Origin of the sequence: uncultured Modestobacter sp., assembly GCF_947486615.1 — a bacterium.
In the GTDB taxonomy this organism is placed as follows: domain Bacteria; phylum Actinomycetota; class Actinomycetes; order Mycobacteriales; family Geodermatophilaceae; genus Modestobacter.
The window spans coordinates 26235-50422 of record NZ_CANKUD010000015.1 but is presented as its reverse complement, the minus strand read 5'-3'; the positions used below and the strand labels follow the sequence as shown (position 1 = coordinate 50422).

Sequence of the window (24188 nt, the reverse complement as noted above, 5' to 3'; positions counted from 1 at the left end):
GGTCGGGGGCCCGTCGTCGTCCCGGCCCCGTGCGCGGGGTCCGCGTCAGCCGCAGGCGGAGACCGCGGCCGGGAGCGGGGCGGGCACGCCGATCGCCGGCATCCCCAGCGAGATCCCCTGGGTGGTCGGCCGGGTGCCGGCCTCGCTGGCGTCCCCGGCCCGGGTCCGCCGGTGCGACAGCAGCTCGCCGTCGGCGACCAGGAAGTGCGGCTTCCCCTCGGTCACCACGGTCTCCACCACGTCACCGGCCCGGACGCCGTCCGCGGCGGTGAAGTGCACCAGCCGGCCGTCGCGGGCTCGGCCGGAGAGCCGGCCGCGGGCGGCGTCCTTGCTGCCCTCGCCGGCGGCAACCAGCAGCTCGACCCGGCGGCCCACCAGCGCGCGGTTCTCCGCCCAGCTGATCTCGTCCTGCAGCGCGGTCAGCCGCAGGTAGCGCTCCTGGACGACCTCCTTGGGCAGCTGACCATCCATCTCCGCGGCCGGCGTCCCAGGCCGCTTGGAGTACTGGAAGGTGAAGGCGCTGGAGAACCGGGCCTGCCGGACGACGTGCAGGGTCTGCTCGAAGTCGGCCTCGGTCTCGCCGGGGAAGCCGACGATGATGTCGGTGGTGATCGCCGCGTCGGGCATGGCGGCCCGCACCCGGTCGATGATGCCGAGGTAGCGGTCCTGCCGGTAGCCGCGGCGCATCCGGCGCAGCACGTCGTCCGACCCGCTCTGCAGCGGCATGTGCAGCTGGTGGCAGACCGCCGGGGTCTCGGCCATGGCGGTGATGACGTCGTCGGTGAACTCCCGCGGGTGCGGGCTGGTGAACCGGATCCGCTCCAGCCCCTCGATCCGCCCGGCCGCGCGCAGCAGGTCGGCGAAGGCGGTGCGCTCGCGGAACTCCACGCCGTAGGCGTTCACGTTCTGCCCGAGCAGGGTCACCTCCAGCACGCCCTGGTCGACCAGCGCCTGCACCTCGGCCAGGATCTCGCCGGGCCGGCGGTCCTTCTCCTTGCCGCGCAGCGCCGGGACGATGCAGAACGTGCAGGTGTTGTTGCAGCCCACGCTGATCGACACCCAGCCGGAGTGCGCGGAGTCCCGCTTCGCCGGCAGCGTGGAGGGGAAGACCTCCAGCGACTCGACGATCTCCACCTGCGCCTCGGCGTTGTGCCGGGCCCGCTCCAGCAGCACCGGCAGCGACCCGACGTTGTGGGTGCCGAAGACGACGTCGACCCAGGGCGCGCGCCGGACGATCTCGCCACGGTCCTTCTGCGCCAGGCAGCCGCCGACGGCGATCTGCATCCCCGGGTGGGCGTCCTTGACCGGGCGCAGGTGGCCGAGGTTGCCGTAGAGCCGGTTGTCGGCGTTCTCCCGGACGGCGCAGGTGTTGAGCACGACGACGTCGGCGTCGGTGCCCTCGGGAGCTGCCGTGTAGCCGGCCGACTCGAGCAGGCCGGAGAGCCGCTCGGAGTCGTGCACGTTCATCTGGCAGCCGTACGTGCGCACGAGGTAGGTCTTGCCGTTCACCACCGCATCGTACGGAGCCCGCGCCGGCGGCCGGCCGTGCGTCAGCGGCGAGGAACCAGGAACCGGTCGTGCACGAAGCCGGTGGCCTGCAGGGCGACGTACTTGTCCAGCACGTCGACCAGCCAGTCCTGCCTGCTCCAGCGGCCGGGGTGGTACACGCCCAGCGCCGTGGCGAGCAGCACGTCGGCGGGGTACCCGAGGGCGAAGACCACGTGCACGGCGCGTTGCCCGCGCAGCCCGGCGCGGGAGGCGAGGGCGTGGCCGGCGCCCCAGACCGTGCCGAAGCCGAAGTGCGCGACCCAGTTCAGCCGGGTCCGGCCCGCTGGGCTGGCGGAGTGCACCGGCAGCAGGGCCTCGGCGACCTCCGCCGGCGCGTGGCTGTCCGGGCGCCGGGTGAGCGGCTGCTCCACCAGTCGCTGGAAGGCGGTCATCACGGCAGTGCCGGCGAGGCCCGCGCCTACGCCGCGGGTGAGGGTGGCCAGGACGCTGGGGCTGCGCATGCGCCGTCCGGTACCCACGGGAGCGCTCCCGACGCCCGCAGATCGTGACCTGCCCGACACCGATGCGGGGAACTCACGGCTGGGCCGACGCTTCGTTACAGCTTCGTGATGGCCTGGCGACGTCTCGGCTGATGAGCGCCGCCTAAGGTCACCCGCTGTGACCGAACGTCCGGCCGGAGAGCCTCTCGTCCGCCTGAGCGGCGTCAACAAGTGGTTCGGCGAACTGCACGTCCTGCAGGACATCGACCTGACGATCGACCGCGGTGAGGTCGTCGTCGTGATCGGGCCGTCGGGCTCGGGCAAGTCGACGCTGTGCCGCACGATCAACCGCCTGGAGTCGATCGAGAACGGCGAGATCACCATCGACGGCCAGCGCCTGCCCGAGGAGGGCAAGGAGCTGGCCCGGCTGCGTGCCGACGTCGGCATGGTGTTCCAGAGCTTCAACCTCTTCGCGCACAAGACCGTGCTGGAGAACGTCACCCTCGGTCCGATCAAGGTGCGCAAGCAGTCCAAGGCCGACGCCGAGAAGCGGGCCCGCGAGCTGCTGGACCGGGTCGGCGTCGGGCACCAGGCCGACAAGGTGCCCGCCCAGCTGTCCGGTGGTCAGCAGCAGCGCGTGGCGATCGCCCGCGCGCTGGCCATGGACCCGAAGGTGATGCTCTTCGACGAGCCGACCTCGGCCCTGGACCCGGAGATGATCAACGAGGTCCTCGACGTGATGACCTCGCTGGCCCGGGACGGGATGACCATGATCGTCGTCACCCACGAGATGGGCTTCGCCCGCCGGGCGGCCAACCGGGTGGTGTTCATGGACGGCGGCCGGATCGTGGAGTCCGCCACCCCTGAGGAGTTCTTCACCAACCCGACCTCGGACCGGGCCAAGGACTTCCTCTCCAAGATCCTGAACCACTGATCCCCCGCACCCCCACGAGAGGACCCACCATGCGCATCACCCGCTACGCCGCCGCCCTCGCGGCCGCCGGCGTCGTCCTCGCCGGCTGCTCGAGCGAGGCAGGCGACCAGGCCGAGGACGCCGCCGGCAACACCGTCGATGTCCAGGAGGACGTCGAGTTCGAGGCCGGTACCACGATGGCCGAGCTCGCCGAGGCAGGCACCATCACCGTGGGCACCAAGTTCGACCAGCCCGGCTTCGGCCTGGTCGGCCCGGACGGTGAGCCCGAGGGCTTCGACGTCGAGATGGCGAAGATCGTCGCCGCCGAGCTCGGCATCGCCCCGGAGGACATCGAGTGGGTCGAGACCGTCTCGGCCAACCGCGAACCGTTCCTGCAGAACGGCCAGGTCGACATGGTCGTGGCGACGTACACGATCAACGACGCGCGCAAGGAGATCATCGACTTCGCCGGGCCGTACTACGAGGCCGGGCAGGACATCATGGTCGCCGCCGGGAACCCGCTCGGCGTGACCGGCCCGGAGTCCTTCCCCGACATCCGCACCTGCTCGGTCAACGGCTCCACACCGGCGCAGTACGTGCAGACCAACTACCCGGACGCCCAGCTGACGCTGTTCGGTGAGTACTCGCAGTGCGCCGAGGCCCTGCGCAACGGCCAGGTCGACGCGGTGACCACCGACAACGTGATCCTCACCGGTCTGGTCGCGCAGAGCGACGGCGACTTCGAGCTGGTCGGCAACGCCTTCACCGAGGAGCCCTACGGCATCGGCATCCCGAAGGGCGACGACGAGTTCCGGGCGTTCATCAACGACACCCTGGAAGAGGCCTACGAGAGCGGCACCTGGGCGGACGCCTGGGATGCCACCGCCGGGGCGATCACCGACACCGAGGCCCCCGAGCCGCCGGCCGTCGACCGCTACTGATCCTCGCCCGGGAGGTCCGTCGGCACGCCGCCGGCGGACCTCCCGCGCATCCACCCCCCACCCACGTCCGGAGGACAGCACCGCGATGGGCGTAGTCGTCGAGAACCTCGACCTGTTCTGGTCCGGGTTCCTGCGCACCCTGCTGATGAGCGTCGCCGCAGGTGTGATCGCCCTGCTCCTGGGCACGGTGCTGGCCGGGTTCCGGGTCTCCCCGGTCCCGCCGCTGCGGGCACTGGGCACCGGCTACGTCAACGTCGTCCGGAACACCCCGCTCACGGCGGTCTTCGTGCTCGTCGTCTTCGGGCTCCCCCAGGTCGACCTGACGTTCCAGAACTACGTGCTCGCCGCGATCGTGGCACTGTCCGTGTACACCTCGGCCTTCGTCTGCGAGGTGGTGCGCTCCGGGATCAACTCGGTCGCCGCCGGGCAGGCCGAGGCGGCACGGGCGCTGGGCCTCACCTTCCGGCAGTCCCTGGGCACGGTCGTCCTGCCGCAGGCCTTCCGGACCGTGGTCCCCCCGCTCGGCAACGTCTGGATCGCGCTGGTGAAGAACACCTCGATCGCCGGTGGCGGGTTCGCCGTCGCCGACATCGCCTTCTACGGCCCCTCGATCATCCGGGACAACCCAGGCAGCGCGCTGTGGGTGTTCGCCGGCGTCGCCTTCTTCTACATGGTGATCACCGTGCCCTCCGCCATCGCCATCTCCCGCATCGAGCGCCGGACGGCGATCGTCCGATGAGCACCTCGACGACCGTCCTCTTCGACGACCTGGGCCCGCGGGGCCGCAGCCGGGTCCGCGCCGCCACGATCGGCGGGTTCCTGCTCGTCGCCGGGCTCGCCGCCCTGGTGATCTGGCGGCTGGCCGTCAACGGCCAGCTGGCCGGCCAGCGCTGGGCGATCATCTTCGACTCCCGCACCGGCGTGCCGCAGCGACTGTGGGACGGCCTGCTGAACACGCTGGAGGCCGCCGGCTACGCGATGGTCCTCGCCGTGGTGCTCGGCGCCGTCCTCGCTGTCGGCCGGCTGTCGGACCACCGGCTGCTCCGGCTGCCGAGCCTGCTCATCGTCGAGTTCTTCCGTGCCGTGCCGCTGGTCGTCCTGCTGCTGTTCCTCTTGCTGGGCGCACCCACGATCGGTCTGGACGTCGGCCGGCTGTGGACCCTGGTGTTCGGCCTGACCCTCTACAACATGGCGGTCCTCAGCGAGATCTTCCGCGCGGGCATCCTGTCCATCGACCGCGGGCAGAGCGAGGCCGCCTACGCGCTGGGCATGCGCAAGACGACGGTCATGACGACGATCCTGGTCCCGCAGGCCGTTCGGCGGATGCTGCCGGCGCTGATCAGCCAACTGGTGGTGCTGCTCAAGGACACCGCGCTGGGCTTCATCATCGCGTACCCGGAGCTGCTGCAGTCGGCATCGAACCTGGTCAACTACTACGGCTCGAACTACCAGCTGCAGCTGTACGCGGCAGCGGTGGTCGTCTACATCGTGATCAACATGGTGCTGTCCTTCCTGGCCACCCGGCTCGAGCGGCGACTGGGGCGCAACGCCCGCAGCCCTGAGCAGCAGCCGGCCGACCTGCTGGACGGCGAGCCCGACCAGACCCGGGTCTGACCACACCGCCGGGCTCTTCGGTCCACCCGCCAGCGAGCCCCGACGCCCCGGGCGTCGGGGCTCGCTGGCGTCGGGGCTCGCTGGCGTCGGGGCTCGCCCCCGCCCAAGCCGGCCTGACGGCGTCTCGAGCCGTCGGGTCGGTGGGGCGGCTGGGGTCTCACTCACCTCCACCGCCCCACCTGGCGCACCACCACCGCTCGGCCGGCCGACTGCCCGAGTCCTGGGCCCGAGTTGGCACTTTCAGCCGGTGACGATCGGGTCCCGTCCTGCCGAGAGTGGAGGTGTGACCTCGACTGCCGCCGCGCCGCGCCACATGCACCGCGACCTCGACGACGACAACGACCTGGAGACGACCACCCAGATCTTCGTCGGCAAGCTGCGGGCCAGCGCCCGGCGCTTCGCCTCGGCCGCCGGTGCCGAGTCGGCCATCGTGCGGGAGGCCGTCCCGCCGGCCCGCCACCGCCGGGCCCGCTGCCGCGTGGTCCTGCTGTACCCCGGCGGCCGCGAGGCCGACGTGACCTTCCTGGGCCCGGCCAGCGCCATCGCCGGCAAGGAGATCACCATGTCGCAGTTCGACACCGCCATCGAGCTGTGGCTGCGGGCCGGCCAGGAGCGCAGCCGCCGCTGGCTCTCCCCCGACGAGGAGGCCGCGGACGGCGTGGCCATCGACATCACCGCCTGGGTCAACCGCTGAGCCCCCTCCGGGCGTGAGCCACTGACTCATGCCCGGACCCGAGCGAGGCACCGACGCAGATCAGCCGATGCGACGTCCGTCGCATCGGCTGATCTCGTTCGTGACGTGGGCGTGTGCCCCGGTCAGGGCAGGTCGTCGACCAGCCGTTCACCCGGAGGTGGCCGCAGCCGGCTGATCGGCCGGGCGTGCCCCTCCCCCACCTCGGCCGCCGGGTCCTGGTCACCCGCTGTGGCGGCTGTGCCGGCACGGGCCGCAGCCCGTGCCGCGGATCGCTCGCGGGACCAGGGCACCGGGGCAGGGGCGTCCGGGTCGTCGGGGAGCGGCTCGTCGACCTCCTCGTCCGCGGTGGACGCTGCCTCGGCGCCCCGCCGCCAGGAGCTGCCGCGCCCGGCATTGCGCGAGTTGCCGAACGAGGACCTGCGGGTGGCAGGCTTCTGCTCGGGTGAGCGCTCGGCGGGATCACGCTCGGCAGCGACCGGTGCGCCATCTGTGGCGTCCTCGGCCAGGAGCTCGTCGGCGAGGGCGTCGAGCGCCTCTCGGACGACGTAGCCGGCCAGGCCACCGCCGTAGCCCTTGCGCGCCAGCATCCCGATCAGGCGGCGTTCGGCGACGACCCGGTCGAGGCGGCGCATCGAGGGCATCTTGCGCTCGACGAGGGCGCGGGCGCTGTCCCACTCGTCCTGCGGGTCGACCTCGGCCACCGCAGCGGCCGCCACCTCGTCGTCGACGCCCTTGGCCCGCAGCTCCGCGCTCAGCGCGCGGCGGGCCAGCCCGCGACCGGACTGCCGTGAGGTGACCCACGCGGCTGCGAACGCCGCGTCGTCGATCAGGCCGACCTCGGTGAACCGGTCGAGCACCGCGGCTGCGGCGTCGGCCGGCACCTCCTTCTTGGCCAGCAGGTCGGCCAGCTGCTTGCGGGTCTTCGCGGCGCCGGTGAGCGCCCGCAGGCAGATGCCCCGGGCGACGGCCTCCGGGTCTTCCATCTCGGCGGGCGCGTCGGCGTCGGCCTTCGAGCTCCGGCTCCACTGCGGCCCGGAACTGCGCTTGCCGCGGCTCCGCGAGCCACCTGTCGACCCGCCGTCCTCGCCGCCCGATCGGGGCGGCCCGTCGGTGCGACCGGCACGGCGCCGGCCGGGCCGGCGACCTGCGCCGCCGGCCCGTCCCGCGTCGTCCCCGAAGCCGCCGCCGCCCTGACTCTCGCCGAACAGCGTGTCGGACATCGGAGCGATCAGAAGTCGGCGGGAGCAGCCGCGGCCTCGGCGGGCGCGGTGACCCCGATGCCGAGCTTCTCCTTGATCTTCTTCTCGATCTCGTCGGCGAGGTCGGGGTTGTCCCGCAGGAAGCTGCGGGCGTTCTCCTTGCCCTGGCCGAGCTGGTCGCCCTCGTAGGTGTACCAAGCACCGGACTTGCGCACGAAGCCCTGCTCCACGCCCATGTCGATCAGGCCACCCTCGCGGCTGAAGCCCTGGCCCCAGATGAGGTCGAGCTCGGCCTGCTTGAACGGGGCGGCGACCTTGTTCTTCACGACCTTGACCCGGACCCGGCTGCCGACGGCGTCGGTGCCCTGCTTGAGGGTCTCGATCCGGCGCACGTCCAGGCGCACCGAGGAGTAGAACTTCAGCGCGCGACCACCAGTGGTGACCTCGGGCGAGCCGTAGACCACGCCCACCTTCTCGCGCAGCTGGTTGATGAAGATCGCGGTGGTGCCGGAGTTGTTCAGCGCACCGGTGATCTTGCGCAGCGCCTGGCTCATCAGCCGGGCCTGCAGACCGACGTGGCTGTCACCCATCTCGCCCTCGATCTCGGCGCGGGGCACCAGGGCGGCGACCGAGTCGATGACGATGACGTCGAGGGCACCGGAGCGGATCAGCATGTCGGCGATCTCCAGCGCCTGCTCACCGGTGTCGGGCTGGCTGACCAGCAGCGCGTCGGTGTCGACGCCGATCGCCCGGGCGTACTCGGGGTCGAGCGCGTGCTCGGCGTCGATGAACGCGGCGATGCCGCCGGAGGCCTGGGCGTTGGCCACCGCGTGCAGGGCGACCGTCGTCTTGCCCGAGGCCTCGGGGCCGTAGACCTCGATGACCCGGCCGCGGGGCAGCCCGCCGATGCCGAGGGCGATGTCGAGGGCGACCGATCCGGTCGGGATGACCTTCATGGCCACCTCCGGCGAGTCACCCAGTCGCATGACCGAGCCCTTGCCGAACTGCTTGTCGATCTGGGCGAGGGCCATGTCGAGGGCCTTGTCGCGGTCGAGCGTTGCCATGGTGGCCACCTTCGGATGTCGCTGTAGCGGGTCGTCGCCGACGCTAGGGCGGGGGTCTGACAGTTTCCGCGGGCCGGGCCCGTCTGTGGACGAGGACCGGACCTGTGGACGCCACGGTATGCCGAACACCTGTTCGATTCCAGTGACACGCCGAGATCGGCGCGTCCGACCAGGGAGCGACCTCAGCGCGAGGTGCGGGACGCCTCGGCCGCGGCTCGGGCGGCGCGCACGGCCGGCATCCGGGCCTCGACGAACTCGATCAGGCCCAGCAGGTGCGGGACGAGCTCGGCGCCGGCGTCGGTGAGCCGGTACTCCACGTGCGGCGGGATCGCCGACCGCACCTCGCGGTGCACCCAGCCGTCCCGCTCGAGCGTCTGCAGGCTCTGGGCCAGCATCTTCTCGCTGACCCCCTCGATGCGGCGGCGCAGCTCGCCGAACCGGTGCGGCGACTCCGCCAGGGCCGACAGCGCCAGCAGCGACCACTTCCCGGTCACGTGCTCCAACGCCTCCCGGGAGGTGCAGGCGCGACTGAACACGTCGGCCACCAGCTCCTCGACCGTCTGTTCCACCACACCCCCCTCGCTCCAGGACCACGGCCAGCGTACCGTCCAGCACGACGGCACTAACGATTCGTTAGTGCCCTACTGCCAGCAAGCACTCGGAGGAGTCCCCTTGATCACCGTCACCGGAGCCACGGGCCAGCTCGGCCGCCTCGTCGTCACCGGACTGCTGGACGCCGGCGTCCCGGCTGCCGAGGTCGTCGCCGTCGCCCGCACCCCGGAGAAGGCCGCCGACCTCGCCGCCCGCGGCGTCGGGGTCCGCCTGGCCGACTACGGCGACCCGGCCGCGCTGCAGGCCGCCCTGCAGGGCACCGACCGGCTGCTGCTGGTCTCCGGCAGCGAGGTCGGCCAGCGGGTCGTCCAGCACGGCAACGTGCTGCAGGCAGCGTCGGCCGCCGGTGTCGGGCTGGTCGTGTACACCAGCGCGCCCAAGGCCGACGACACGACGCTGCCGCTGGCGCCGGAGCACATCGCCACCGAGCGGCTGATCGCCGACTCCGGCATCCCGGCGGTGGTGCTGCGCAACAACTGGTACCTGGAGAACTACGACGACCAGATCCGGACGGCGGCGCAGACCGGCGAGGTGGTCGGCAGCTCGGGCAGCGGCCGCATCCCCGCGGCCACCCGGGCCGACTTCGCGGCCGGCGCGGTCGCCGTCCTCACCGCCGGGACCCCGGAGCCGGGCGTCCTGGAGGTCGGTGGCGACCAGGCGTTCACGCTGGCCGACCTGGCCGCGACGGTGGCGGCGGAGTCCGGCCGGGAGGTCACCCACCGCGACCTGACCGCCGCTGAGCACACCGAGTTCCTGCTCGGCCTCGGGCTGCCGCAGCAGACCGCCGAGTTCGTCGTCGCCCTGGACCAGTCGATCGCGCAGGGCGCACTCGACACCGGCAGCACCGCGCTGTCCACGCTCATCGGCCGGCCGACCACCACGCTCGTGCAGTACGTGCGGACCGTCCTGGGCCGCTGAGCACGGCGCCGTCCCGCCGGAGGCGCTCAGCGCTCCTTCGGCGGGACGTCGTACTCCTTGCAGATCTCCAGCCAGACCTTGCGCACAGGCACGCCGGCGTCGATCGCCTCGATCGCCGTCAGGCCACCCAGCTGACCGAAGACGTGGTCACGGGCCACGCTCTGCGACCGCATCGACCCGAACTGCCCCTCCATCCGGGACCAGAACTCCTGCAGACGCACGCCGACGACCGTACCCACCGCCGTCCACCCCGCTGCACGCCCGGCAGCCCTAGGCTGGCCGGATGATCCCCAGCACCGGCTCGGCCACCTGGGACACCGTCGGCCAGATCGCGATCGCGCTGATGCTCGCGACCTCGCTGGTGCTGATGGTCCGGAACTACCGCAACCGGCGCTGAAGCCCGCGCACCCACACGACCGCCAGCGGTACGACGAGCACCGCCGAGACGACGGCCACCAGCCCGAACCCGCCGATCGCCAGCAGCGGCCCGCCGACCGCACCGGCGACCGCCGCCCCCAGGCCCATCAGCAGGTCGGTGGCGCCCTGCGCGGTCGGGCGCACCTCGGGGTTCACCGACTCGGTGACCATCGTCGACCCGGCCACCAGCCCGCACGACCAGCCCAGCCCGAGCAGGAACAGCCCGACACCGAGCTGGACGGCGGCCCCGGCGGGCGCGGTGCCGGCGACGAGCGCGGCCAGCAGCAGCAGCAGGCCCCCCAGCCCCACGGTCGCCGCGCGACCGACCCGGTCGGCGAGCCAGCCGACCACAGGGGAGAACAGGTACATGCCGGCGACGTGCACGCTGATGACCAGGCCGATCACCCGCAGCGTCGTCCCGTCGGCGGCGGCGTGACCGGCGCCCATGTGCACCGGCGTCATGACCATCAGCCCGACCATCACCGCGTGCGAGACCACGACAGCGGTCAGGCCGAGGCGCCCACCGGGGGTCGCCCAGACCGCCCGCAGCGCCGCACCGGAGCCGGTCCGCGGCGGCGGGCCGGCCGGTCCGGTCGTCGTGGCCAGCCGGCGGGCCAGCAGCAACGGGTCCGGCCGCAGCAACAGCAGTGCACCGAGGACGACGACGGCGAACACCACGATCGACAGGGCGAACGCCCCGCCCAGCGCCGGCAGCCCGAGCGCCCGCCCCAGGTCGTCACCGGGCCCGGCCAGGTTGGGCCCGAGCACCGAGCCGATCGTGGTCGCCCACACCACCAGCGACAGGGCCCGGCCGCGGTGCTCGGGCTCGGCCAGGTCGGCCGCGGCGTAGCGGGCCTGCAGCCCGCTGCTGGTGGCGGCACCGAACAGGAAGAGGCCGACGAGCAGCAGCGTCAGCGACGAGAGCGCGGCCGCGGCGACGACCAGCAGCGCACCGAGCACGGCCACGCCGTACCCCAGCGCCAGCCCGGCGCGGCGGCCGTGCCGGTCGCTGACCCGGGCCAGCGGCACCGCGACCAGGGCGGCGCCCAGCACGCTGGCGGTCTGGCCGAGCCCGGCGGCCGCGTCGCCGCCGGCGACCTCGCGGGCCAGCAGCCCGCCGACGGTGATGCCGATCGTGACGCCCAGCCCGCCGAGGGCCACCCCGGCGGAGAGCACCGCCACCGTCCGCCGCTGCACCGCGGCGCGGTCGGCGGTCACCAGCGGGGTCCCGGTCACGGCGCGAGTCTGCCGGACCCCCGGCCGGGCGGGCCGGACGACGAGCCGCCCATCGTGATCAGAGCCCCATGGACCGCCCGATGATCTCCTTCATGATCTCGTTCGTGCCGCCGTAGATGGACTGCACCCGCGAGTCACGCCAGGCCTTCGACACCCGGTACTCGCTCATGTAGCCGTAGCCGCCGTGCAGCTGCAGGCAGCGGTCGGCCACCTTGTGCTGCAGCTCCGTCGTCCACCACTTGGCCATCGCCGCATCGGTGGCGGTCAGGTCGCCGGTGCCCAGCTGGCGCACGCACTCGTCGACGAACGTGCGGGCGATCGTCACCTCGGTCTGCAGCTCGGCGAGCACGAACCGGGAGTGCTGGAAGGAGCCGATCGGCCGGCCGAACGCCGTCCGGCTGGTCACGTACTCGACGGTGAGGGCCAGCACCGTCTCGGCCGAGGCGACCGCGGAGACGGCGATGTGCAGCCGCTCCTGGGGCAGGTTCTCCATCAGGTGGGCGAAGCCGCGGCCCTCGGTGCCGAGCAGGTTGGCCGCAGGCACCCGGACGTCGTCGAAGAAGAGCTCGGCGGTGTCCTGGGCCTTGAGCCCGACCTTCTCCAGGTTGCGGCCCCGGGAGAAGCCGGGCATGCCGCGCTCGACCACCAGCAGGCTGAGGCCGCGGGAGGCCGGGACGTCGGCGTCGGTGCGGGCCACGACGATGACCAGGTCGGCGTTGACGCCGTTGGTGATGAAGGTCTTGGACCCCGACAGCACCCAGTCCTCGCCGTCCCGGCGCGCGGTGGTCGCGATGCCCTGCAAGTCGCTGCCGGCACCCGGCTCGGTCATCGCGATCGCAGTGATGAGCTCGCCGGTGCAGAAGCCCGGCAGCCAGCGCTGCTGCTGCTCCTCGGTGGCCAGGTCGCGCAGGTAGGGGCCGACGACGTCGTTGTGCAGCCCGAACCCGACCCCGCTGGCGCCGATCCGGGTGAGCTCCTCGCTCAGCACGCACGACCAGCGGAAGTCGCGCAGCCCACCGCCGCCGTGCTCCTCGGGCATCTCGATGCCCAGCAGGCCCTGGCCGCCGGCCGCCGTCCAGAGCTCGCGGGGCACGATGCCGGCGCGTTCCCAGTCGTCGTGGAACGGCGCGACCTCCTTCTCCAGGAAGGCGCGCACGCTCTGCCGGAAGTCCTCGTGCTCCGCCTCGTACCGGGTGTGACGCATGCCACCGAGTGTGGCGCAGGGGTCCGACGGTCCGACAGGTCCGCGGGTCAGCTCGCGCGGGGTACCGGACGGCCCTCGTACACCGGCTTGATCTCGGTGTTGAGGTGCCGGCCGATGCTGTCGGCCTCCAGCAGGGCGAGCGCGACCTCGGGCGGGACGTCGAGGTAGTGGTACACCCCGCCGCCGACGAACCCGACCTCCAACACGTGCTCATCGAGGTCGTAGCCGACCCACCGCACGCTCGAGGACTCGACCCCGGCTCGCTGCATGGCACCCACCCGGACGACGACGGTGGAACTACACCTGTGTCATCCCATGGTCACCTCGACGAATCCACTTGTCGACTCCTCGACCACCACCCACGCTGCTGCGGTGCCGACGTTCGAGGACCTGGTGGCCGAGGGCGCGGCCGCGCCCACCGAGGGCTGGGACTTCTCCTGGTTCACCGGGCGGGCCAGCGAGGAGCGACCCGCCTGGGGCTACGCCGGGCTGCTGGCCGACCGGCTGGGCGCAGCGGCCGCATCGCTGGACGTGCAGACCGGTGGTGGCGAGGTCTACGCCGCCGCGCTGACCCGGGCTGCGCGCCGGCCCGCCCGGGTGGCGGCCACCGAGTCGTGGCCGCCCAACCTCGCCCTCGCCCGTGCCCGGCTCGCCCGGTGGGACGGCGCGGTGGCCGAGGCCCCGGACGCCGGACCGCTGCCCTTCCCCGACGCCGCATTCGACCTGGTGAGCAGCCGGCACCCGACCACGCGGCCCTGGGCGGAGATCGCCCGCCTCCTCTCCCCCGGCGGGACGTACCTGAGCCAGGGGGTGGGCTCGGGGACCCACCGGGTGCTCGCCGAGGCGCTGACCGGCGCACGACCGGAGCCCGACCTGCCCAGCGCGGCGCTGGCCGCCGACGCCGCGCGCAGCGCCGGGCTGGACGTCGTCGACCTGCGGTCGCAGGCCTGCCGGGTCGAGTTCACCGACGTCGGCGCGGTGGTGCACTTCCTGCGCAAGGTGGTCTGGACCGTGCCGGACTTCTCGGTGGAGCGGTACCGGCCGCAGCTGGCCGCGCTGCACCGGCGGATCGAACGGGACGGCGCGCTCGTCTCGTGGTCCCAGCGATACCTGCTGGAGGCCCGCCGCCCGGGCTGACCACGGCGGACTGTCGTACCCGCGTGGACACTGGACGGCGTGTCGGCCCTTGATCGGTTCTCCGCACCCACCCGGGCGTGGTTCACCGGCGCCTTCGAGCAGCCGACCGCTGCCCAGGAGGGCGCCTGGACGGCGATCAGCAGCGGCGAGCACGCCCTGGTCGTCGCCCCCACCGGCTCGGGCAAGACGCTGGCGGCGTTCCTCTGGTCGCTGGACCGGCTGGCCGCCGCGCCGCCGCCTGAGGAGCCGCTGGCCCGCTGCCGGGTCCTCTACGTCTCCCCGCTCAAGGCGCTGGCCGTCGACGTCGAGCGCAACCTCCGGGCACCGCTGGCCGGCATCGGCCAGGCCGCGGCCAGGCTGGGGCAGGACCGCCCGGAGATCACCGTCGGCATCCGGTCCGGCGACACCCCGGCCGACGAGCGGCGCCTCTTCGCCCGCCGCCCGCCGGACATCCTGATCACCACCCCGGAGTCGCTGTTCCTGCTGCTCACCAGCCAGGCCCGGGAAGCGCTGCGCGGGGTCGAGACGGTGATCCTGGACGAGGTGCACGCCGTGTGCGGCAGCAAGCGCGGCGCCCACCTGGCCGTCTCCCTCGACCGGCTCGACGAGCTGCTGGAGCGGCCGGCCCAGCGGATCGGGCTGTCGGCCACGGTGCGCCCCATCGAGGAGGTGTCGACCTTCCTCGCCGGCGGCCGGCCGGTGCAGGTGGTCGCCCCGCCGTCGCAGAAGCAGTGGGACCTCTCCGTCGTCGTCCCGGTCGAGGACATGAGCCAGCTGGGCCAGCCGACCGGTGAGCTGGAGGGGTCGGCGGCGGGCAACCAGCCGCGGACGTCGATCTGGCCGGCGGTCGAGGAGCGGGTGCTCGACCTGATCGAGTCACACCGCAGCACGATCGTCTTCGCGAACTCCCGCCGGCTGGCCGAGCGGCTGACCAGCCGGCTCAACGAGCTGGCCTACGAGCGGGCCACCGGCGAACCGCTGCCGCACGGGGCGAACCCGGCCGAGCTGATGGCGCAGGCCGGCTCCGGCGGCGGGCTGCCAGCCGACGTCAAGCCGGTCGCCTCGGCGCACCACGGCTCGGTCTCCCGCGAGCAGCGCGCCGTGGTGGAGGAGGCACTCAAGTCCGGGCAGCTGCCCGCGGTCGTGGCCACCTCCTCGCTGGAGCTGGGCATCGACATGGGCGCGGTCGACCTGGTGGTCCAGGTCGAGTCCCCGCCCAACGTGGCCGCCGGGCTGCAGCGGGTGGGCCGGGCCGGGCACCAGGTCGGCGCGGTCAGCGAGGGCGTGATCTTCCCGAAGTTCCGCGGTGACCTGGTGCAGAGCGCCGTCGTCGCCGAGCGGATGCGGGCCGGTGCGATCGAGTCCACCCGGTACCTGCGCAACCCCCTCGACGTGCTGGCCCAGCAGATCGTCGCGATGGTCTCCGAGCGCCCGCGCACCGTCGACGAGGTCGCCGCCGTGCTCCGCCGCTCGGCCGCGTTCGCCTCACTGCCCGAGTCGGCGCTGCACGCGGTGCTGGACATGCTGGCCGGCCGCTACCCCTCCGACGCCTTCGCCGAGTTGCGCCCCCGGCTCACCTGGGACCGGGTCACCGACACCCTCACCGCCCGTACCGGCGCCCAGCGGCTGGCGGTCACCAGCGGCGGCACCATCCCCGACCGCGGGCTGTTCGGCGTCTTCCTCGTCTCCGGCGCCGGGGAGAACGGCGGCCGCCGGGTCGGCGAGCTCGACGAGGAGATGGTCTACGAGTCCCGGGTGGGCGACGTGTTCCTGCTCGGGTCCTCGTCCTGGCGGATCGAGGAGATCACCCACGACCGGGTGCTCGTCAGCCCCGCGCCGGGGCTCCCGGGCAAGATGCCGTTCTGGCACGGCGACACACTCGGCCGGCCGCTGGAGCTGGGCCGGGCGCTCGGCGCGTTCCTGCGCGAGGTCGGGTCGGCGACCCCCGAGGCCGGGGCGGAGCGCGCCCGGGCCGCGGGCCTGGACGCGTGGGGCGCGGCCAACCTGCTCGCCTACCTGGCCGAGCAGAAGCAGGCCACCGGGCACCTGCCCGACGACCGCACGATGCTGGTCGAGCGGTTCCGCGACGAGCTCGGCGACTGGCGCCTGGTGGTCCACTCCCCCTTCGGCGCGCAGGTCAACGCCCCCTGGGCGCTGGTGCTCGCCGCCCGGCTGCGCGAGCGGTACGGCGTCGACGTCGCCTCGATGCACTCCGACGACGGCATCGTGCTGCGGCTGCCCGACACCACCGGCGAGGCGCCCGAGGCCGACCTGGCGATCCTCGACCCGGACGACGTCGAGCGGGAGGTCACCGCCGAGGTCGGCAACTCCGCGCTGTTCGCCAGCCGGTTCCGCGAGTGTGCGGCCCGCGCGCTGCTGCTGCCCAAGCGCGACCCGCGCAAGCGCACCCCACTGTGGCAGCAGCGCCAGCGGGCGGCCCAGCTGCTCTCGGTGGCGAGTGAGTTCTCCTCGTTCCCGATCACGCTCGAGGCGGTCCGGGAGGTGCTGCAGGACGTCTACGACGTGCCCGGCCTGGTCGAGCTGATGAGCGACGTCCGGTCCCGCCGGGTGCGGGTCGTCGACGTGCAGACGCAGACCGCCTCGCCCTTCGCCCAGTCGCTGCTGTTCGGCTACGTCGGCCAGTTCATCTACGAGGGCGACGCCCCGATGGCCGAGCGCCGCGCCCAGGCGCTGGCCCTGGACACCGGCCTGCTGGCCGAGCTGCTGGGCCGTTCCGAGCTGCGCGAGCTGCTCGACGCCGACGCGATGACCGAGATCGAGGCCGAGCTGCAGCGGCTGCCGGCCGAGCGGCACCCCCGCGACGTCGACGGCGCCGCCGACCTGCTGCGGGTGGTCGGCGACCTGACCGTCGCCGAGGCCGCCGCGCGAGGGGTGCCGGCCGAGTGGCTGACCGAGCTGGTCACCACCCGCCGTGCCCTGGTGGTCCGGGTCGCCGGCGAGGAACGGCACGTCGCGATCGAGGACGCGGGCCGGCTCCGGGACGCGCTCGGCACCGCGCTGCCGGTCGGGGTGCCGGAGGTGTTCACCGAGCCGGTCGCCGACCCGCTGGGCGACCTGGTCAGCCGGTACGCCCGCACCCACGGCCCGTTCGTGCCCGCCGACGTCGCCACCCGGCTGGGCCTCGGGGTCGCCGTCGTCACCGCCACGGCGCAGCGGCTGGTCGGCACCGGCCGGCTGGTCACCGGCGAGTTCCGGCCCGGTGGCACCGGTCAGGAGTGGTGCGACGCCGACGTGCTGCGCTCGGTCCGGCGGCGCTCGCTGGCCAAGCTGCGCCAGGAGGTCGAGCCGGTGCCGATCGGCACCCTCGCCCGGTTCACCCCGTCCTGGCAGTCGGTCGGCGGTCGGCTGCGCGGCGTGGACGGCGTGCTGGCCGTGGTCGAGCAGCTGGCCGGCGCGCTGGTGCCGGCCTCGGCGCTGGAGACCCTGGTGCTGCCGTCCCGGGTGCGCGACTACTCCCCCGCCCTGCTCGACGAGCTGACCAGCGCCGGCGAGGTGCTGTGGGGCGGCGCCGGCGGGCTCTCCGGCGGCGACGGCTGGGTCACCCTGGTGCCCGCCGACCTCGCGCCTCTGCTGCTGCCCGAACCACCCGGTGCCGCCTCGGTGGAGGGCGGGTACGGCGCGGCGCTGCTCGACGAGCTCGCCGGTGGCCAGGCGCTGTTCTTCCGCTCGCTGTCCGACCGGGTCGGCGCGACCGACGACCCCGCCCTGGCCGAGGAGATCTGGGACCTGGTCTGGGCCGGCGCGCTCACCAACGACACCCTCGCCCCGCTGCGCACCCGGCTGTCCGGCGGCGGCACCCACAAGCGCCAGCCGGCCGCCCCGCGCGCCCGGCTCGACCGCACCCGGCACGGCCGCACCCGGCTGGGCCGCCCGGCCATGCCCAGCCGCACCGGGCCACCGTCGATGGCCGGCCGCTGGTCGCGGCTGCCCGAGCTGGAGGGCAACCCGACCAAACGCACCACCGCCCGGGCCGAGGCGCTGCTGGAACGGCACGGCGTGCTCACCCGCGGTGCGGTGCAGGCCGAGCAGGTCACCGGCGGGTTCTCCGCCGTCTACCCGGTGCTGCGGGCGTTCGAGGAGAACGGCCGGGCCCGCCGCGGCTACTTCGTGGAGACCCTGGGGGCCGCCCAGTTCGGCACGCCCGGGTCGATCGACCGGGTGCGCAGCTTCGCCAGCCCCGACCGGGTGCCGGCCGGCCCGGTCGTCCTGGCCGCCACCGACCCGGCCAACGTCTACGGCGCCGCCCTCCCCTGGCCTGAGCGGGCGGTCGCCCCCGCGGCCGACGACGCCGTCGACCTCGGAGAGGGCACCGGCACCGCCACGAAGAAGAGCGGTCACCGGGCCGGGCGCAAGGCCGGGGCGCTGGTCGTGCTGGTCGACGGGGAGCTGGTGCTCTACGTCGAGCGCGGCGGCAAGACGCTGCTGTCCTGGACCGAGGAGGAGACCGTGCTCAAGGAGGCGGCCACCGCGTTGTCCGGTGCCGTCGCCTCGGGCGCGCTGGGCCGGATGGTCGTGCAGAAGGCCGACGGGGCCTCGGTCCACGAGTCTGGTCCGCTCACCGCCGCGCTGCAGGCGGCCGGCTTCGCCGCGACCCCGCGCGGCCTCCGGCTGCGCGGCTGAGGTGTGCACCCGGGTGGCCCAGAACCGGCGGGGATCCGGGCCACCCGGGTTCAGCGTTCACGGTCCGGCGTCCCAGAGCAGGCGGTAGTAGGCGGTTCGCTCTTCGTCCGGCTCGATGCCGTAGGCATCGAGCAGCGGGCGCTCCCAGCCCGGCCCGTAGTTCCAGACGGTGCTCCAGGTGGCCACCGCCAGGTCCGCCCAGCGGTCGGCCACCCCCAGCGAGCCGAGGTCGACGTGTCCGGACCAGCGGCCGTCGTCGGTGAGCAGCGTGTTCGGCGCGCAGGCGTCTCCGTGGCAGACCACCAGCCGATCGGGGTCCGGTGCGTCGTCCAACCGGGCCAGCACCTCAGGCACCGTGGGGCCGCGGTGCTCCGGCCACCACCGCTGCGGGTGCAGCGAATCGGCCCGGCGGTGGGCATCGGCCACCCGGGCGCTGGCCGACCAGTCGAAGGGACAGTCCGCCGCCGGCAGCGCATCGTGCAGCGCACGCAGGCCCGCGCCGACCGCGGCGATGGCGGTGCCGGGGTCGGCCAGCCAGCGCGGATCGACGGCGCTGCGCCCAGGCAGCCCGGCGGTCACCAGCCACTCGCCCTCGACGTCCTCCCCGCGGGCCAGTGGCCGGGGGACCGAGATGAGCCGGGCTGCCCAGCCGAGCCGTTCGGCCTCCCCGGCGATCGGGAGACCGCTGCCGGCCGGCGCCCACTTCACGAACCGACGACCGTCGCCCGCGCCCATCTGCCAGGTCAGCCCGCCGCGTGTGTTGCGCCAGACGACGTGCAGCGGCTCGTCGCCGGCGAGCGACGCCACTGCGGTCGGCGGGGTGACCGGGTCCTGCGGCAGGCCGGCGAGCACGGCCGCGATGTTGCCATGGAGCCGGCGCGGCTCAACGGCGGCGGGAGCCCTCCAGCCAGGGAGCGAGCCACCGGCTCAGCCGCGGCATCGACACGCGCAGCGCCGTCACGACGTAGACCGCCGACAGCAGCAGGCGCAGCGGCCACGGCCAGTCGCCGACGAACGGCACGGCGAGCAGCTGGAAGGTGGTGGTGAACAGCAGCACGACGGCGACGGTGAGCAGCCAGCTGCGCCACACCGGGCCGGGCCGCGGCGGCACCGCGAAGAACGTCTGCAGGCCGACCGCGCGGGCGATGCGCTCGTCCTCGACCAGCCGGTGCACCCGGGCCAGCGCCTCGGCGCGCTGGGGTGACTGCTCCCAGTGGCTCAGCGACTCGTGGTCGGCGAACCGGAAGACCAGGTGGTACTCGTCGCTGCCCGGGCCCGGGCGCAGCAGCGACGACCCCAGGTTGCCGGGGAAGGCGGTGAGCAGCTCCTGCACATCAGCGGCCCACTGCTCGAAGGCCTCCTGCACGTCCGGGCGGACGACCCGGGCGACCGTCACCGTCACCGGCTCGGCGGTCGGCTTCGGGGCCGGGGTACCGGTGAGGCTACGGAGTCGCGTCGACATGGTCACGGGCACGTGAGCACCGGAGGACCGCCGGCTGTTCCCGGGTGTCGGCCGGCTGTCACCAGCGGTCACTCGCCGGTGGGAGCCGCTGGATCCCCGGCCGGGCGACCCGCCTCGGATGCTGGCCAACCGGCATCGCCCCGCGCAGAGCACCACCGGGATCACCCGGCACGGGCAGGACCACTGGGTCGCCGGCCGGAAGGGTCGGCCCTGCCGCCGCTGCGGCACCGCCGTCCTGCTCGCTGACCAGGGCCCGGACCTGCAGGAACGGGTCACCTGGTGGTGCCCGACCTGCCAGGCCACTCCACTGCCGGTCGCCCCCCGCGCCCGCACCGGTCTCCCCGGCACCGAGGCGGTCCGCGCCCGACGGTGAGCCGGACGGCCACCGTCCGGCGGCCATCGCCCGGCGGGCACGGCAGACGCCGAGGATCATGGCGGGATGCCCGAAGGAGACACCGTCTGGTTGGCGGCGCAGCGGATGAACACCGCCCTGGCCGGCGCCACGCTCACCACCGGCGAGCTCCGGGTGCCCCAGCTGGCCACGGTCGACCTCGCCGGCGCCACCGTCACCGAGGTCGTGCCCCGCGGCAAGCACATGCTCACCCGCTTCGCCGACGGCCGGACGCTGCGCTCGCACTACCGGATGGACGGCAGCTGGCACATCTACCGCAAGGGCACCCCGTGGAAGGGCGGGCCCGCGCACAGCATCCGGGCCGTCCTCTCCACCGACGCGTGGGACTGCATCGGGTACCGGCTGCACGACCTGCGGATCGTGCCCACCAGCGCGGAGAGCGAGCTGGTCGGCCACCTCGGCCCCGACGTGCTGGGCCCGGACTGGGACCTGGACGAGGCGCTGCGCCGGCTGCGCTCACACCCCGACGAGCAGATCGGCGTGGCTGTCCTGGACCAGCGCAACCTGGCCGGCATCGGCAACCTCTACAAGGTCGAGACGCTGTTCATGACCCGTACCCACCCCTGGGCCCGGGTCGCCGACGTCGACGACCTGCCCGGCCTGGTCACCCGGGCCCGCACGCTGATGCAGGCCAACCGCGACCGCCCGGAGCAGAGCACCACCGGCTCGACCCGGCGCGGCGAGGACCACTGGGTGTTCGGTCGCCGGGGCCGACCGTGCCGCCGGTGCCGGACGACGATCCTGCTGGGCGACCAGGGTCCCGACACCCAGGAGCGGGTGACGTACTGGTGCCCGCGGTGCCAGGCGGCGCGCAGCCCGGTCGACCCGCTTGCCCGCACCGGCGAGCCCGGCCACCCGGCGTCCGTCGTCGTCACCTGACCGGACACGGCGACGGCCGCCCCACGCGGTGCGCGGGACGGCCGTCGGGGTGGTGGGGGGTCAGGCGCGCTCGGGCCGCTCGGCCGGCTGCTCGGCACCCAGCGCGGTGCCCTCGACCGCAGGGGCGCCGGACTCGATCGCGCCGGCGGCCTGGTTGCCACTGATCGCCTGGTTGCCACTGGTCGCCTGGGTGCCGCCACCCATCGACGCGCGGATCTCGGCGAGCCGGGAGGCGCCGGCGACGTCGATGGTCGCCTTCTCCACCTCGAGCATCCGGCCCTCGACCGAGTTCTGCGCCAGCTCGGCCTGGCCCAGCGCGTTGGCGTAGCGGGCCTCGATCTTGTCCCGGACCTCGCCCAGGCTGGGGGTGTTGCCCGGCGCCGACAGCTCGTTGACCGAGCGCAGCGAGGCGGACACCTGCTCCTGCATCTTGGCCTGCTCCAGCTGGGACATCAGCTTGGTGCGCTCGGCCAGCGTCGACTGCAGCCGCATCCGGCTCTGCTCGACCGCACCCTTGGCCTGCTCGGCGGCCTGCAGTGCCTCGTCGTGGCTGCGCTTGAGGTCCTCCACCGCCTGCTCCTCGCTCACCAGCTGGGTGGCGAAGGCCTGCGCGGCCTGCTCGTACTCGGCGGCCTTGCCCGCGTCACCCGAGGCGCGGGTCTGGTCGGCCAGGTTCAGCGCCTGCCGGGCGGAGGCCTGCAGCTTCTCGATGTCGCCGAGCTTGCGGCTCAGCCGCATCTCCAGCTGACGCTGGTTGCCCAGCACGGCGGCGGCCTGGTTGCTCAGCGACTGGTGCCGCTGCTGCTCCGCCTCGATCGCCTGCTGGATCTGGATCTTCGGGTCGGCCCGCTGGTCGATCTGGTCGTTGGCCGAGGCCGTCAGGTACTTCCACAGCTTCACGAACGGGTTGGGCATGGCGGCTTCCTCCTGATCCGGTGCTCCGCTCCGCCGGCGGCGGTCCGGCGCGCACACGGGCGACGCTGTCCCGATCATCGTCCCAGGCCGCTCGCCCGGCCAGCCACCGCACACACGCCGATGGCCTGCGCACCGCATCCTGTGGCCTGTCCTCCCGGACCGACGCCGGTGCGGGAGGACCCCCCGGCCCCCTCGCAGGGCCCGCCGCGAGCCTGCGAGGGGTGGGGGCGAGGGGGTCCTTCCTCAGGCGGGGCGGCCGCGGAGGCGGCGGTAGTGCTGGACGAGGGCGACCGTGGAGGCATCCTGGTCCATCTCCGGCGCGGTCTCGCTGACCAGCGCCGGGGCCAGCTGGCGGGCCATGACCTTGCCCAGCTCCACCCCCCACTGGTCGAAGGAGTCGATCTGCCAGATGACGCCCTCCACGAACACGGTGTGCTCGTAGAAGGCGATCAGCTGCCCCAGCGTCCCGGGGGTGAGCTTCGGGGCGAGGATCGTCGTCGACGGCCGGTTGCCCGGCATGACCTTGTGCGGGACGACGTCGCTGGGCGTGCCGTCGGCGGCGACCTCCTCCGCCGTCTTGCCGAAGGCCAGGGCCGAGCTCTGCGCGAACATGTTCGCCATCAGCAGGTCGTGCATGTCGCCGATGTCGTGGTTGGGCTCGCCGAACCCGATGAAGTCGGCCGGGATCAGGCTGGTGCCCTGGTGCAGCAGCTGGTGGAAGGCGTGCTGACCGTTGGTGCCCGGCTCGCCCCAGTAGACCTCGCCGGTGGCGGTGGTCACCGGCTGCCCGTCCCACCGCACGGACTTGCCGTTGCTCTCCATCGTCAGCTGCTGCAGGTAGGCCGGCAGCCGGGACAGGTACTGGCTGTAGGGCAGCACGGCGTGGGACTGCGCCCCGAAGAAGTTCGTGTACCAGACGTTGAGCAGGCCCTGCAGCACCGGCAGGTTCTCCGCCAGGGGCGTGGTGCGGAGGTGCTCGTCGACGGCGTGGAAGCCGGCGAGCATCTCGTCGTAGCCGTCCGGCCCGATGGCGACCATCAGCGACAGGCCGACGGCCGAGGTGAAGGAGTACCGGCCACCGACCCAGTCCCAGAAGCCGAACATGTTGTCGGTGTCGATGCCGAACTCGGCCACCGCGTCGGCGTTGGTGGAGACGGCGACGAAGTGCTTCGCCACCGCCGACTCGTCGGCGCCGGAGGCGAGCAGCCAGTCGCGGGCGACGGTGGCGTTGGTCAGCGTCTCCAGCGTGGTGAAGGTCTTCGAGCAGACCACGAACAGCGTGGTGGCCGGGTCCAGGTCCCGGGTCTTCTCGGCGAAGTCCGTGGGGTCGATGTTGGAGACGAACCGGGCGGTCAGGTCGCGGTCGCTGTAGTCGGCCAGCGCGGTGTAGGCCATCGCCGGGCCGAGGTCCGAGCCGCCGATGCCGATGTTGACCACGGCCCGGATCCGCTCGCCGGTGTGCCCGGTCCACTCCCCCGACCGCACCCGGTCGGCGAAGCTGCGCATCTTGCCGAGCACCTCGTGCACGTCGGCGGTGACGTCCTGCCCGTCGACGGTCAGCGGCTGGGACGCCGGCGCGCGCAGCGCCACGTGCAGAACGGCGCGGTCCTCGGTGGCGTTGATGTGCTCACCGCGGAACATCGCCTCGATCCGCTCCGGCAGCCCGGCCCGCTCGGCCAGCGCGACCAGCAGCTGCACGGTCTCGTCGGTGACCCGGTGCTTGGACCAGTCGATGTAGAGGTCACCGGCGGTGCCGGTCAGCCGCGCGCCGCGGCCGGCGTCCTCGGCGAACAGCTCGCGCAGCGTGCGGGTGCCGATCTCGCGGTGGTGGTCGGCCAGCGCCGTCCACTCGTCGGTCGCGGTGATGTCCATCCAGCTGCCTCCAGGGTCCGACCAGGGTCTCCACGGGACAGGTGCGCAGCACGGCTGCAGCACAAACCCC

Annotated in this window: 22 protein-coding genes; 9 read left to right on the top strand and 13 right to left on the bottom strand. The window is 73.5% G+C overall.

Annotated features, from left to right (window positions below; genetic code table 11):
• Nucleotides 1-45 precede the first annotated feature (45 nt).
• Nucleotides 46-1512, bottom strand: coding sequence for a tRNA (N6-isopentenyl adenosine(37)-C2)-methylthiotransferase MiaB (gene miaB, locus Q1A09_RS20815; protein WP_299959661.1), 1467 nt, complete (start codon nt 1510-1512; stop codon nt 46-48).
• Nucleotides 1513-1550: 38 nt separating this feature from the next.
• The gene (locus tag Q1A09_RS20810; RefSeq protein ID WP_299959659.1) at nt 1551-2009 is read right to left on the bottom strand and encodes a hypothetical protein; all 459 of its coding nucleotides are present in this window, start codon (nt 2007-2009) and stop codon (nt 1551-1553) included.
• Between the two features lie 157 nt (nt 2010-2166).
• On the opposite strand from Q1A09_RS20810, the gene Q1A09_RS20805 reads away from it, so the two are divergent.
• The 5 genes from Q1A09_RS20805 to Q1A09_RS20785 all read left to right on the top strand — a co-directional run bounded on the left by Q1A09_RS20805 (nt 2167) and on the right by Q1A09_RS20785 (nt 6150).
• Nucleotides 2167-2922, top strand: a complete 756-nt coding sequence (locus Q1A09_RS20805; protein WP_299959657.1) for an amino acid ABC transporter ATP-binding protein — start codon at nt 2167-2169, stop codon at nt 2920-2922.
• A 29-nt stretch (nt 2923-2951) separates the two neighbouring features.
• A complete protein-coding gene (locus Q1A09_RS20800; protein WP_299959654.1) occupies nt 2952-3842 on the top strand; it encodes a glutamate ABC transporter substrate-binding protein in 891 nt (296 codons plus the stop codon).
• Between the two features lie 85 nt (nt 3843-3927).
• The gene (locus tag Q1A09_RS20795; RefSeq protein WP_299959651.1) at nt 3928-4581 is read left to right on the top strand and encodes an amino acid ABC transporter permease; all 654 of its coding nucleotides are present in this window, start codon (nt 3928-3930) and stop codon (nt 4579-4581) included.
• A complete protein-coding gene (locus Q1A09_RS20790) occupies nt 4578-5456 on the top strand; it encodes an amino acid ABC transporter permease (RefSeq protein ID WP_299959648.1) in 879 nt (292 codons plus the stop codon). The genes Q1A09_RS20795 and Q1A09_RS20790 overlap by 4 nt, the downstream gene beginning before the upstream one ends.
• Nucleotides 5457-5739: 283 nt before the next feature.
• On the top strand, nt 5740-6150 hold the full coding sequence (locus tag Q1A09_RS20785; RefSeq protein WP_299959645.1) for a hypothetical protein: 411 nt from the start codon (nt 5740-5742) through the stop codon (nt 6148-6150).
• Between the two features lie 122 nt (nt 6151-6272).
• Here Q1A09_RS20785 and Q1A09_RS20780 read toward each other — a convergent pair whose 3' ends face one another.
• From Q1A09_RS20780 to Q1A09_RS20770, 3 genes are all read right to left on the bottom strand, one after another.
• The gene (locus Q1A09_RS20780) at nt 6273-7370 is read right to left on the bottom strand and encodes a regulatory protein RecX (RefSeq protein WP_299959642.1); all 1098 of its coding nucleotides are present in this window, start codon (nt 7368-7370) and stop codon (nt 6273-6275) included.
• Nucleotides 7371-7378: 8 nt separating this feature from the next.
• Nucleotides 7379-8413: a recombinase RecA gene (gene recA, locus Q1A09_RS20775; protein ID WP_299959639.1), complete on the bottom strand. Its 1035-nt coding sequence runs from the start codon at nt 8411-8413 to the stop codon at nt 7379-7381.
• 182 nt (nt 8414-8595) lie between these two features.
• Entirely contained in the window at nt 8596-8982 is a 387-nt protein-coding gene (locus Q1A09_RS20770) for a helix-turn-helix domain-containing protein (RefSeq protein WP_299959636.1), read from the bottom strand.
• 103 nt (nt 8983-9085) lie between these two features.
• Between Q1A09_RS20770 and Q1A09_RS20765 the strand changes: the two genes are divergently transcribed.
• Nucleotides 9086-9943, top strand: coding sequence for an NAD(P)H-binding protein (locus Q1A09_RS20765; protein ID WP_299959633.1), 858 nt, complete (start codon nt 9086-9088; stop codon nt 9941-9943).
• Between the two features lie 26 nt (nt 9944-9969).
• Here the strand turns inward: Q1A09_RS20765 and Q1A09_RS20760 are convergent, their stop codons facing one another.
• The 4 genes from Q1A09_RS20760 to Q1A09_RS20745 all read right to left on the bottom strand — a co-directional run bounded on the left by Q1A09_RS20760 (nt 9970) and on the right by Q1A09_RS20745 (nt 13069).
• Entirely contained in the window at nt 9970-10164 is a 195-nt protein-coding gene (locus Q1A09_RS20760; protein ID WP_299959631.1) for a DUF3046 domain-containing protein, read from the bottom strand.
• 157 nt (nt 10165-10321) lie between these two features.
• The gene (locus Q1A09_RS20755) at nt 10322-11596 is read right to left on the bottom strand and encodes an MFS transporter (protein WP_299959628.1); all 1275 of its coding nucleotides are present in this window, start codon (nt 11594-11596) and stop codon (nt 10322-10324) included.
• Nucleotides 11597-11654: 58 nt separating this feature from the next.
• Nucleotides 11655-12800 carry an acyl-CoA dehydrogenase family protein gene (locus Q1A09_RS20750; RefSeq protein ID WP_299959625.1) on the bottom strand — a complete coding sequence of 382 codons (1146 nt, stop codon included), beginning with the start codon at nt 12798-12800 and terminating at the stop codon, nt 11655-11657.
• A gap of 47 nt (nt 12801-12847) precedes the next feature.
• Nucleotides 12848-13069 carry a KTSC domain-containing protein gene (locus tag Q1A09_RS20745; protein WP_299959622.1) on the bottom strand — a complete coding sequence of 74 codons (222 nt, stop codon included), beginning with the start codon at nt 13067-13069 and terminating at the stop codon, nt 12848-12850.
• Nucleotides 13070-13172: 103 nt separating this feature from the next.
• Between Q1A09_RS20745 and Q1A09_RS20740 the strand changes: the two genes are divergently transcribed.
• Together Q1A09_RS20740 and Q1A09_RS20735 are read left to right on the top strand one after the other, a co-directional pair.
• Complete coding sequence (locus tag Q1A09_RS20740) at nt 13173-13937, top strand: methyltransferase domain-containing protein (protein WP_299959619.1); 765 nt, start codon at nt 13173-13175, stop codon at nt 13935-13937.
• 39 nt (nt 13938-13976) lie between these two features.
• Nucleotides 13977-18578, top strand: a complete 4602-nt coding sequence (locus tag Q1A09_RS20735) for an ATP-dependent helicase (RefSeq protein ID WP_299959616.1) — start codon at nt 13977-13979, stop codon at nt 18576-18578.
• A 57-nt stretch (nt 18579-18635) separates the two neighbouring features.
• Here the strand turns inward: Q1A09_RS20735 and Q1A09_RS20730 are convergent, their stop codons facing one another.
• Nucleotides 18636-19430, bottom strand: coding sequence for an aminoglycoside 3'-phosphotransferase (locus tag Q1A09_RS20730; RefSeq protein ID WP_299959614.1), 795 nt, complete (start codon nt 19428-19430; stop codon nt 18636-18638).
• Nucleotides 19431-19461: 31 nt separating this feature from the next.
• A complete protein-coding gene (locus tag Q1A09_RS20725) occupies nt 19462-20040 on the bottom strand; it encodes an antibiotic biosynthesis monooxygenase (protein ID WP_299959611.1) in 579 nt (192 codons plus the stop codon).
• Between the two features lie 439 nt (nt 20041-20479).
• Here Q1A09_RS20725 and Q1A09_RS20720 point away from each other — a divergent pair, with 439 nt between their 5' ends.
• Nucleotides 20480-21331: a DNA-formamidopyrimidine glycosylase family protein gene (locus Q1A09_RS20720; protein ID WP_299959608.1), complete on the top strand. Its 852-nt coding sequence runs from the start codon at nt 20480-20482 to the stop codon at nt 21329-21331.
• A 60-nt stretch (nt 21332-21391) separates the two neighbouring features.
• On the opposite strand, the gene Q1A09_RS20715 is transcribed toward Q1A09_RS20720, so the two are convergent.
• Both Q1A09_RS20715 and pgi read right to left on the bottom strand, forming a co-directional pair.
• Entirely contained in the window at nt 21392-22246 is an 855-nt protein-coding gene (locus Q1A09_RS20715) for a PspA/IM30 family protein (protein WP_299959605.1), read from the bottom strand.
• A gap of 243 nt (nt 22247-22489) precedes the next feature.
• Complete coding sequence (pgi, locus tag Q1A09_RS20710) at nt 22490-24118, bottom strand: glucose-6-phosphate isomerase (protein ID WP_299959603.1); 1629 nt, start codon at nt 24116-24118, stop codon at nt 22490-22492.
• Nucleotides 24119-24188 lie beyond the last annotated feature (70 nt).

Excerpts from the sequence above, each read along its gene's own strand:
- Q1A09_RS20810 (WP_299959659.1), bottom strand. The coding sequence starts at position 2,009 with ATGCGCAGCCCCAGCGTCCTGGCCACCCTCACCCGCGGCGTAGGCGCG.
- Q1A09_RS20800 (WP_299959654.1), top strand. The coding sequence starts at position 2,952 with ATGCGCATCACCCGCTACGCCGCCGCCCTCGCGGCCGCCGGCGTCGTC.
- Q1A09_RS20795 (WP_299959651.1), top strand. The coding sequence starts at position 3,928 with ATGGGCGTAGTCGTCGAGAACCTCGACCTGTTCTGGTCCGGGTTCCTG.
- Q1A09_RS20790 (WP_299959648.1), top strand. The coding sequence starts at position 4,578 with ATGAGCACCTCGACGACCGTCCTCTTCGACGACCTGGGCCCGCGGGGC.
- Q1A09_RS20780 (WP_299959642.1), bottom strand. The coding sequence starts at position 7,370 with ATGTCCGACACGCTGTTCGGCGAGAGTCAGGGCGGCGGCGGCTTCGGG.
- recA (WP_299959639.1), bottom strand. The coding sequence starts at position 8,413 with ATGGCAACGCTCGACCGCGACAAGGCCCTCGACATGGCCCTCGCCCAG.
- Q1A09_RS20750 (WP_299959625.1), bottom strand. The coding sequence starts at position 12,800 with ATGCGTCACACCCGGTACGAGGCGGAGCACGAGGACTTCCGGCAGAGC.
- Q1A09_RS20745 (WP_299959622.1), bottom strand. The coding sequence starts at position 13,069 with ATGCAGCGAGCCGGGGTCGAGTCCTCGAGCGTGCGGTGGGTCGGCTAC.
- Q1A09_RS20725 (WP_299959611.1), bottom strand. The coding sequence starts at position 20,040 with ATGTCGACGCGACTCCGTAGCCTCACCGGTACCCCGGCCCCGAAGCCG.
- Q1A09_RS20720 (WP_299959608.1), top strand. The coding sequence starts at position 20,480 with ATGCCCGAAGGAGACACCGTCTGGTTGGCGGCGCAGCGGATGAACACC.
- Q1A09_RS20715 (WP_299959605.1), bottom strand. The coding sequence starts at position 22,246 with ATGCCCAACCCGTTCGTGAAGCTGTGGAAGTACCTGACGGCCTCGGCC.
- pgi (WP_299959603.1), bottom strand. The coding sequence starts at position 24,118 with ATGGACATCACCGCGACCGACGAGTGGACGGCGCTGGCCGACCACCAC.